The sequence below is a fragment of the Nocardia wallacei genome, assembly GCF_029869545.1.
GTDB lineage: Bacteria > Actinomycetota > Actinomycetes > Mycobacteriales > Mycobacteriaceae > Nocardia > Nocardia wallacei_A.
Genome location: NZ_JARWQD010000351.1, coordinates 1 through 9,925 on the forward strand (window position 1 = coordinate 1; position 9,925 = coordinate 9,925).

Consider the following 9,925-nt stretch of genomic DNA (forward strand, 5'->3'; position numbering starts at 1 on the left):
GATACGGACTGGGACAGCTTCGGCCGGGGCAACGATCCGCGCTGCGCGAACTGCATGGCCCACTGCGGCTACGAGCCCACCGCCGTCGTCCCGCCCATTGGCTGGCCGCCGCGTAAGAAACCCCCCCCCCCCCCGCCCGCCCCCCCCCCCCCCCCCCCCCCCCCCCCCCCCCCCCCCACCACACCGCACGCGGCCGACGGCGTGCGCGGCGATCTGCGCGGCGCCATCGAGTCGCTGCGCCGGCCGCAGCGCAAACGCGGTCTGGCCGTGGTGATTTCGGACTTCCTCGGCGATATCGATTGGCAGCGCTCGCTGCGCGCCATCTCCGGCCGCCACGATCTGCTCGGGGTGGAGGTGCTGGATCCGCTGGATCTGGACCTGCCCGACGTGGGCGACGTGGTGCTGCACGATCCCGAGACCGGCCGCACCCGTGAATTCTCCGTGACTCCCGCGCTGCGTAGCGATTTCGCGCGCGCGGCGGAGCTGCATCGGGGTCAGGTCGAGCAGGCGCTGCGCAGCTCCGGCGCCCCGGTGCTCACGCTGCGCACCGATCGGGATTGGATCGCCGACGTCGTCCGGTTCGTGTCCACCCGGCGCCACACCTTCGGTGCCCCGACCGGACAGGTCCCTCGACAGTGAGTATTTCGCATTTCACCGCCGCCGGCTGGCTGGCGTTCCTGCTCGTCGTGGCCGCGGTCGCGCTGCTGTACGTGCTCGTGCAGCGCCGCCGCAAGCGGCATCTGCTCCGCTTCGCCAACATGGAGACGCTGGAGCAGGTGGCACCCAAGCGGCCCAGCGGCTGGCGGCACGCGCCCGTCGCGCTGATATTGGTCGGCCTGGTGCTGCTGACGATCGCCGCGGCCGGGCCGCAGGCGGCCAAGAAGGTGCCCCGCAACCGCGCCACCGTGATGATGGTGATCGACGTCTCGCTCTCGATGGAGGCGACAGACGTCGAGCCGTCGCGGGTGCAGGTGGCCAAGAAGTCGGCCAGTGAGTTCGCCGAAGGACTCACTCCCGGAATCAATCTCGGGCTGGTGACCTACGCGGGCACCGCCTCGGTGCAGGTGTCGCCGACCACCAACCGCGAGGCCGTCAAGGCCGCCATCCAGAACATGAAGCTGGCCGAACGCACCGCCACCGGTGAGGGCATCTACAGCGCGATGCAGGCGATCGACACGCTCGCCTCGGTGCTCGGCGGCGCGGAGACCCCGCCGCCCGCCCGGATCGTGCTGATGTCCGACGGTAAGCAGACCGTGCCGGACGACAAGGACGTCGACAATCCGCGGCACGCCTTCGTCGCGGCACGCATGGCCAAGGAGAAGGGGATCCCGGTGTCGACGATCTCCTTCGGTACGTCCTGGGGTTCGGTGGAGATCCCGGACAAGGACGGCAAGGGGGCGCAGCGGGTTCCGGTGCCGGTCGACGACGAGTCGCTGCGCGAGATCGCCAACATCTCCGGCGGCGACTTCTACACCGCGTCCTCGCTGGAGGAACTCAACGCCGTCTACGACACACTGGACAAGCAGATCGGTTTCGAGATGCAGATGGGCGATGCCAGCCGGCCCTGGCTGCTGCTCGGTCTGCTGATCACCACCGCGGGCGTCGTGGGTGGTTTGGTCTATCGTCAACGTCTGCCATGACGGGTACCGCGCAACCCGAACTCGCCAGCTGAACTCGAACAGATAGGTTTACACCCATGTCGAACTTCACATCCCGGTCGGTTCTGGTGACGGGCGGCAACCGCGGCATCGGCCTCGCGGTCGCCCAGCGGCTCGCCGCGGACGGGCACAAGGTGGCGGTGACGCATCGCGGGTCGGGGGTGCCGGACGGGTTGTTCGGCGTGAAATGCGATGTGACGGACACGAATTCGATCGACGAGGCCTTCGGTGAGGTCGAGGCGCATCAGGGTCCGGTCGAGGTACTGGTGGCCAACGCGGGCATCGTGGACAACACGCTTCTGATGCGCATGAGTGAAGAGCAGTTCACCCGCGTCATCGACGCCAACCTCACCGGTGCGTGGCGGTGCGCCAAGCGGGCCAACCGGGCCATGCTGCGGGCGCGGTTCGGGCGGATCATCTTCCTGGGATCGGTCGTGGGCCAGATGGGTGCGCCGGGCCAGGTGAACTATGCGGCCGCGAAGGCGGGGCTGGTCGGCATGGCTCGCGCGATCACGAGGGAAATCGGATCGCGCAATATCACCGCGAACGTCGTCGCGCCGGGGCTGATCGACACCGATATGACCCGGGAAGACATGACCGAGGAAATGCGTGAGCAGGCGCTCAAGCTGATTCCGGCTGGCCGGATGGGTCACACGGACGACGTCGCGGCCGCCATCAGCTTCGTTGCCTCCGACGAGGCCGCGTACATCAGCGGCGCGATCATCCCGGTCGACGGCGGCCTGGGCCTGGGTCACTGAGCGGTACGGCAGCTACTTCACCAATCGCTCCGGTTTCCGCCGGAACGATGTACGCGGACAGGAGAACCGACTTCACATGAGCGGATTGCTCGAGGGCAAGACCGTCCTCATCACCGGCATCATCACCGATTCGTCCATCGCCTTCCATGCCGCCAAGGTGGCGCAGGAGCAGGGCGCGAAGGTGATCATCACCGGAATTCCGGAGCGGCTGCGGCTGATCGACCGCATCGCCAAGCGGCTGCCGCAGGAGATCGCCCCGGCCATCGGCCTCGACGTCACGAGCGAGGACGACCTGGCGGCGCTGCCGGACAAAGTGCGCGAGCTCGCCCCCGAGGGCGTGGACGGCGTGCTGCATTCCATCGCCTTCGCGCCGCGCACGCTGATGGGACCGGAGGCCAAGCCGTTCCTGGACGGCCCCGGCCCGGACGCCGCCAAGTCGTTCGAGATCTCGGCCTGGAGCTACGCGTCGCTGGCGCGGGCCGTGCTGCCGGTGATGAACGAGGGCGGCTCGCTGGTGGGCATGGACTTCGATCCGCGCACCGCGCTGCCGTACTACAACTGGATGGGTGTGGCCAAGGCCGCGCTGGAGTCGGTGAACCGGTACGTGGCGCGAGAAGTGGGCGAGGCCAAGCGGATTCGCTCCAACCTGATCGCCGCGGGCCCGATCAAGACCCTCGCGGCCAAGGCCATCGCGGGCACCGCCACCGACGACGCCAAGCAGCTCACCATGCTCAACACCTACTGGGACGGCGCCTCGCCGATCGGCTGGGACGTCGACGATCCGACCGTGGTGGCGAGGTCGATCGTCACGCTGCTGTCGGACTGGCTGCCCGGCACCACCGGCTCGATCATCTACGTCGACGGCGGGGCCAGCCACAACACCTGGTTCCCGGAGAATTTCCCGTCGAACTGATGACCTACGACGCACTGCTGGTGCTGTCCTTCGGGGGCCCCGAGCGCCCGGAGGACGTCATGCCGTTCCTGGAGAACGTCACTCGCGGCCGTGGCGTGCCCCGGGAACGGCTGGAGGAGGTGGCCCAGCACTACCTGCACTTCGGTGGAGTATCGCCGATCAATGCGCTCAACCGCGACATCATCGCCGCGGCGGAGGCCGAATTCGCCCGGCGCGGTATCGCATTGCCGGTCTACTTCGGCAACCGCAACTGGCATCCGATGGTGGAGGACACCGTGGAGCGGATGCGGGCCGACGGCGTGGGTTCGGCGCTGGTGTTCGCCACCTCGGCGTGGGGCGGATACTCGGGCTGCAGGCAGTACGACGAGGACATCGCCCGGGCGCGGGCCGCGGTGGGGGAGCGGGCGCCCGAACTGGTGAAGCTGCGGCAGTACTTCGACCATCCGCTGCTCGTCGGGGCCTTCGGTGCGGCGATTCATGCCGCGGTGCAACAGATTCCGGTCGACCGGCGGGACCGGGTGCGTTTGGTGTTCACCGCGCACTCGATCCCGGTCTCGGCCGATGTGGCCGCGGGGCCGCCGGACGACGGCGGTCACCTCTACAGTCGCCAGGTTGTCGACGCCGCTCGATTGTGCGCGGCCGCAACAGGATTCGACGATTTCGATGTGGTCTGGCAGTCGCGCTCGGGTCCGCCGCAGGTGCCGTGGCTGGAGCCCGATATCGTCGACCATCTGGAGGCGTTGTCGGCCAAGGGAATCGACGCCGTCGTGGTGTGCCCGGTGGGATTCGTCTCCGATCACCTCGAGGTGATCTGGGATCTCGACAACGAGGCGAAACAGAAGGCCGCCGAACTGGGCATGGCCTTCGCCCGCGCGGCCACGCCGGGCACCGATCCGCGATTCGCCGAACTGATCGCCGAACTGGTCCAGGAGCACAGGGCGGGCACCGAGCCCCGCCGCCTGGGCTCCGTCCCCGGCTACGGCTGCACCACCGACGGCGCCCCCTGCGCCGTCGGCTGCTGCGAGGCGCCTCGCCGCCCCGCCTGATCGGAAATACCGAGGCGACGAACGTCCGGCCTATCCCGAGAAGAATGTCCCGATAATCCCCGCGACCCGTGCCGGATCTCGTTTGTCGATACCGAAGTGGTCGAGGTCGGGGAACATGTGGCCCGTGCAGCGGGGAATGACGTATTCGAGTGTGGCGCGGTCGATATCGGACTGCGCGGCGTGGTCCTTGCCGCCCTGTAGGAACAGCACCTCCGCCTCGATCTCGCGATAATGCGGATAGGTATTGTTCAGCCGGGCGATCTCGCGATGTTCGGCCAGGTTCTCCGCGAGCAGGCCGATCACCAGGTGCCGCTCCGGGGCCTTCATGAACAACGGCATCATTCGCCGCATGAGCCAGCGCGGCGCGCGGCGGGCCGATTCGGGCCCCATCGCCCGGACGAATTCGACGAACGCGTCGAACGGCTTGTGCTGCGCGAGTTTTCGTTCGTAGGCGGGCATCCAGCCGATGGGCAGTGACCCGTCGATCGACAGCCCCGGCTCGTAGACGGCGGCCTTGCGGATCTGCGGGCGGTCGCGGGCGGCCTCGAGCACGACCAGCCCGCCGTAGCTGTGGCCGACGAGTAGTTGCGCGCCGGTCTTGTCGGCGACGGCGAGCAGGTCCTCGCATTCCTTGTCGATGCTGTAGTCGGCGCCCTGCGGACCGCTGGCGCCACGCCCGCGGCGCTCGAGGACGTGCACGGTGAAATGCCCGCCGAGCGCGCGGGCGAAATCCAGGTATCCCTCGGCCACCGACAGCACGCCGGGCACGACGACGACCGCGGGCCCCGCCCCGACGGTCAGATAGGCGATGGTCGTGCCGTCCGCGGAGACGACAGTCGAATACGGCACATTCGGATCCGGCGCGGTCATCAGGTCCCTCATCACTGATCATGGCTCCGCCGGCCGCGCGAGCCCCACGTCGTCGCGGCCGGATGGATGCGGTCAGCCTACGTGTGCCCACTCGGTTCCGGTCCGGAATGACAACAGTGAGAATATCCGTTTTGTCCGATTTGCCGCCAGTCGGGAATGTCCGGTTCGGGGACGCGGTGTGGGTAGCGGATCAGAAGTCGAGCGACGGCACGCGAGCGTAGATCCCCGGGTAGCCGGGCCGGGCCGTGCCCTTGCCCCAGGAGACGACTCCGGCGAGCCTGCCGTCGACGAGCAGGGGACCACCGCTGTCGAACTGGGCGCTGTCGGCCGCGGCCGAACCCGCGCAGACGGCCTCGCGTGGATCGAATTCGGGGCCGTAGGCGGCGCAGGCCGCGTCGCCCGGCAGCGGCACGGTGGCGGCGTGCAGGCGGCTGTTGGACATATCGTCCTCGGAGGTCACGCCCCACCCGAGTACCTGCGCCGAATGTCCGTGCGGCGCACCGGGCGCCACGGTCGGCAGCGGAACCGGCGCGGTGAGGGTGAGCACGGCCACGTCGTGGTGGTAGGCGAGATCGCCGTCGAACAGCGCCACCCGGAAGGCCGGGTGAATGCGAATATCCTTGACTCCCACCGTGACTCCGCCATCGTCCGCGACGTCGGTGCGGCCGAAGGTCACGGTCGTCCCCGGCAGCGCCCGGGCCAGCAGCGCACAGTGCCCCGCGGTGACCACGCGGTCCGGGGCGACGAGCGCGCCCGCGCAGAACTGGCCGCCGGGCCGGGTCGCGTACGCGGGCGTGCCGATCGCGGCCAGCCACGGGTACGCCGCCGCGTCGGCGTCGGTGCCGCCCACCACCGCCCCCGCGGGTCCTGCCGCGCAGGCGCCGAGCCCGAGGAGCGCGGCCAGGAACGCGGTCAGCCCGCGGGATATCTGCATGTCGTCTCACCTCTGCTCTGCCGGTGGCCGCGCCCTCCGTGCGCGCTCGTCGAGTCTGCCGCACGACCAGCGCGGGCGGCCACAGGTGATTCGTGTGATCGCGCCCGCTTTGTCGGTGCCGCGGCCTACCGTGAGTGAATGACCAGCTGGGACGAGTTCACGAAGGCGGCGCCGCGGGTTTCGGCGATCTTCGCGCGCCGCCACGCCGCGACCGGGAATCTGTGCATGCTGGCCACCACCCGCTCGGACGGATATCCCCGGATCAGCCCGATGGAGCCGCGGATGTTCGAGGGGGAGCTGCTGGTGGTCGGCATGCCGGAGACGACGAAGTTCAAAGACCTGCACCGGGATCCACGCTTCTGCCTGCACACCGCCACCGTCGACACCCATGTCGGCGACGGCGATGCGAAGCTGTTCGGCGTCGTGCGCAACCTGCGGGACGAGGCGATGCACCGGCGCTTCGCCGAGGCGCTGTACAACGACACCGGGTTCGATCTGCGCGGCCGCAGGTTCGATCCGTTCTACGTCGCCGATATCACCGGCGGCTCGGCGGTCGAGATCGGCGACGGTTGCCTGGAGGTCGTGATCTGGAAGGCGGGCGAGGCCGAGCGCGTCGTGGAGAAACGCCCGTAGGCGGCCGGGGAACAAACCGCGCGGTAGGCAGGTGACCTGGCACTTCTTCGGGAAACGCCGGGGAAACGTCCGGGCACCGCCTTAGACTTCGTGCATGCCATCCGATCTCGGCGACGGGGCGCTGCGGCTGCTGGTGGCCGAGGACCACCCGATGGTGGCCGTGGCCCTGGACTCCGCCTTCGAACTGGTCGACGATATCGAGATCGTCGACCGGACCGTCTCGGTCGCGGAGACGATCGCCGCGACCGAACGCACCCGCCCGCACGTGATCCTGCTGGACCGGCGGCTGCGCGACGGCGACGGCATCGAGGCGATCGAGCGGCTGCGCGAGGTGTCGCCGCAGGTGCGCGTGCTGGTGTTCACCGGATACGCGGACCGGTCCATGGTGGATCGCGTGATCGCGGCCGGTGGGGCCGGGCTGATGCTCAAGACGGGGCTGTTCGAGGACCTGCTGGCCGTCATCCGGCGCGTCGCCGCGGGCCACGACTGCTTCGATGTCGATCTCAGACAGTGACCGGCGGCGGCCGGTGACGGCAGAACTCAGGTGAAGGCAGGCCGAGGATGGTTCAGGACACCGCCGAACGGGCGAGCGGCAGCGACGAACGCCTGCAACCGTTGCTGAAGGGCCTGAAGGCGGTGCGCGACGGCGACTTCCGCCATTCGCTGCCGCAGGTGGGCGACCCGGTGCTGGACGAGATCGCGATCGTGTTCAACGGCATGATCGACCAGCTGGCGCTGTTCACCACCGAGGTCACCCGGGTCGCCCGGGAGGTGGGCACCGACGGCAAGCTCGGCGGCCAGGCGTCGGTGCCGGGCCTGTCGGGGACCTGGAAGGACCTCACCGACTCGGTGAACGCCATGGCCGACAATCTCACCGCCCAGGTGCGCGATATCGCGGGGGTCGCCACGGCGGTGGCCAAGGGTGACCTGTCGCAGAAGATCACGGTGGACGTGAAGGGCGAGCTGCTGGAGCTGAAGAACACCATCAACACGATGGTCGATCAGCTCTCGGCGTTCGGCGACGAGGTGACCCGCGTGGCGCGCGAGGTGGGCAGCGAGGGCCGGTTGGGCGGCCAGGCGCAGGTGCCCGGCGTCTCGGGCACCTGGCGCGATCTCACCGAATCGGTGAACATCATGGCCGGTAACCTCACCGCGCAGGTGCGCTCCATCGCGGAGGTGACCACCGCCGTCGCGAAAGGTGATCTGTCGCAGAAGATCACGGTGGATGCGCGGGGCGAGATCCTGGAGCTGAAGAACACGATCAACACGATGGTCGATCAGCTGTCGGCCTTCGCCGACGAGGTGACCCGCGTGGCGCGCGAGGTCGGTACCGACGGACGGCTGGGCGGCCAGGCGCAGGTGCTGGGCGCGTCGGGGACCTGGAAGGGCCTGACCGAATCGGTGAACTTCATGGCGGCGAATCTGACCGATCAGGTCCGATCGATCGCCCAGGTCGCCACGGCGGTGGCGAAAGGTGATCTGTCGCAGAAGATCACGGTGGATGCGCGGGGCGAGATCCTGGAGCTGAAGAACACGATCAACACGATGGTCGATCAGCTGTCGTCGTTCGCCGACGAGGTGACGCGTGTCGCGCGTGAGGTCGGCACCGACGGACGGCTGGGCGGCCAGGCCGATGTGCAGGGCGTGTCGGGCACGTGGAAGGGCCTGACCGAATCGGTGAACGTGATGGCGGCGAATCTGACCGATCAGGTGCGCTCCATCGCCGAGGTGACCACGGCGGTGGCGAAAGGTGATCTGTCGCAGAAGATCCGGGTGGACGCCCGCGGCGAGATCCTGGAGCTGAAGGAGACCATCAACACGATGGTGGACACGCTCTCGTCGTTCGCCGACGAGGTCACGCGGGTGGCGCGCGAGGTCGGGACGAAGGGGCGACTGGGTGGTCAGGCCGATGTGAAGGGCGTGTCGGGCACGTGGAAGGGCCTGACGGAATCGGTGAACGTGATGGCCGACAACCTCACCGATCAGGTCCGCTCCATCGCCCAGGTCGCCACGGCGGTGGCGAAAGGTGATCTGTCGCAGAAGATCACGGTCGAGGCGAAGGGCGAGGTGGCCGCGCTCGCGCAGACCATCAACACCATGGTCGACACCCTGTCGGCCTTCGCCGACGAGGTGACCCGGGTGGCGCGCGAGGTCGGCACCGAGGGCAGGCTCGGCGGGCAGGCCCGGGTGCCCAACGTCGCCGGTACGTGGAAGAGCCTGACCGACAACGTGAACTCGATGGCCAGCAACCTGACCGGCCAGGTGCGGTCCATCGCCCAGGTCACCACGGCGGTGGCGCGGGGCGATCTGTCGCAGAAGATCGACGTCGACGCCCGCGGCGAGATCCTGGAGCTCAAGACCACGATCAACACGATGGTCGACACCCTGTCGTCGTTCGCGGCCGAGGTCACCCGGGTGGCGCGCGAGGTGGGCAAGGAGGGGCAGCTGGGCGGGCAGGCCGAGGTCGAGGGCGTGTCGGGCACCTGGAAGCGGCTGACCGAGAACGTCAACGAACTCGCGGGCAATCTCACCCGGCAGGTGCGCGCCATCGCCGAGGTCACCAGCGCGGTCGCCACCGGCGATCTCACCCGCTCGATCGCGGTCGAGGCCAACGGCGAGGTGGCGGAGCTGAAGAACAACATCAACGCGATGGTGCGGTCGCTGCGCGAGACCACCCGCACCAACGAGGAGCAGGCCTGGCTCAACACCAATCTGGCCCGGATCTCCGGGCGGCTGCAGGGCCACCGCGATCTCGGCGCCGTGGCCCAGCTGATCATGGACCAGGTCACCCCGCTGGTCGGGGCCCAGTACGGGGCGTTCTTCTTCATGGACAGCGGCGAGCGCGGGCGGCTGCGGCTGATCGCCGGGTACGGGCGCAACGAGGACGGTACCGAGTTCGAACTCGGACAGTCGCTGGTCGGCCAGGTGGCCCGGACCAAGCAGGCGATCGTGGTGGAGCAGACCCCGCTGGACTACGTGCGGGTGTCCTCCGGGCTGGGCGCGGCGGCCGCCGCGAGCCAGATAGTGGTGGCGATGGTGTTCGAGGGCCAGGTGGTGGGGGGGGTTGAGCTGGGCTCCATAGGGCGGTTGACCGCCGGGGAGCGCGAGTTACA

General features: G+C 68.9%; 10 protein-coding genes. 8 read left to right on the forward strand and 2 right to left on the reverse strand.

Annotated features, from left to right (window positions below):
• The 5 genes from QH290_RS32090 to QH290_RS32110 form a co-directional block, all read left to right on the forward strand.
• A partial coding sequence (locus QH290_RS32090) for a DUF3463 domain-containing protein (protein WP_280386996.1) occupies positions 1-639 on the forward strand: 639 nt, incomplete at its 5' end.
• Entirely contained in the window at positions 636-1,640 is a 1,005-nt protein-coding gene (locus tag QH290_RS32095; RefSeq protein ID WP_280268206.1) for a VWA domain-containing protein, read from the forward strand. The genes QH290_RS32090 and QH290_RS32095, both read left to right, overlap by 4 nt.
• Positions 1,641-1,696: 56 nt before the next feature.
• Positions 1,697-2,416 (forward strand): 3-oxoacyl-ACP reductase FabG1, encoded by a 720-nt coding sequence (fabG1, locus tag QH290_RS32100; protein ID WP_280268205.1) that lies wholly within the window; start codon positions 1,697-1,699, stop codon positions 2,414-2,416.
• A 76-nt stretch (positions 2,417-2,492) separates the two neighbouring features.
• Positions 2,493-3,329, forward strand: coding sequence for an NADH-dependent enoyl-ACP reductase InhA (gene inhA / locus QH290_RS32105; RefSeq protein ID WP_280268204.1), 837 nt, complete (start codon positions 2,493-2,495; stop codon positions 3,327-3,329).
• Positions 3,329-4,375: a ferrochelatase gene (locus QH290_RS32110; protein ID WP_280386999.1), complete on the forward strand. Its 1,047-nt coding sequence runs from the start codon at positions 3,329-3,331 to the stop codon at positions 4,373-4,375. The genes inhA and QH290_RS32110 overlap by 1 nt, the downstream gene beginning before the upstream one ends.
• 30 nt (positions 4,376-4,405) lie before the next feature.
• Here QH290_RS32110 and QH290_RS32115 read toward each other — a convergent pair whose 3' ends face one another.
• Together QH290_RS32115 and QH290_RS32120 are read right to left on the reverse strand one after the other, a co-directional pair.
• Complete coding sequence (locus QH290_RS32115) at positions 4,406-5,257, reverse strand: alpha/beta fold hydrolase (protein WP_280268202.1); 852 nt, start codon at positions 5,255-5,257, stop codon at positions 4,406-4,408.
• Between the two features lie 178 nt (positions 5,258-5,435).
• Entirely contained in the window at positions 5,436-6,179 is a 744-nt protein-coding gene (locus QH290_RS32120; protein WP_280387002.1) for a S1 family peptidase, read from the reverse strand.
• A gap of 138 nt (positions 6,180-6,317) precedes the next feature.
• Between QH290_RS32120 and QH290_RS32125 the strand changes: the two genes are divergently transcribed.
• From QH290_RS32125 to QH290_RS32135, 3 genes are all read left to right on the forward strand, one after another.
• Complete coding sequence (locus tag QH290_RS32125) at positions 6,318-6,812, forward strand: pyridoxamine 5'-phosphate oxidase family protein (protein WP_280268200.1); 495 nt, start codon at positions 6,318-6,320, stop codon at positions 6,810-6,812.
• A 94-nt stretch (positions 6,813-6,906) separates the two neighbouring features.
• Positions 6,907-7,326, forward strand: a complete 420-nt coding sequence (locus QH290_RS32130; RefSeq protein WP_280268199.1) for a response regulator — start codon at positions 6,907-6,909, stop codon at positions 7,324-7,326.
• Between the two features lie 47 nt (positions 7,327-7,373).
• The coding region (locus QH290_RS32135) for a HAMP domain-containing protein (RefSeq protein ID WP_280387004.1) at positions 7,374-9,925 on the forward strand (2,552 nt) is incomplete at its 3' end.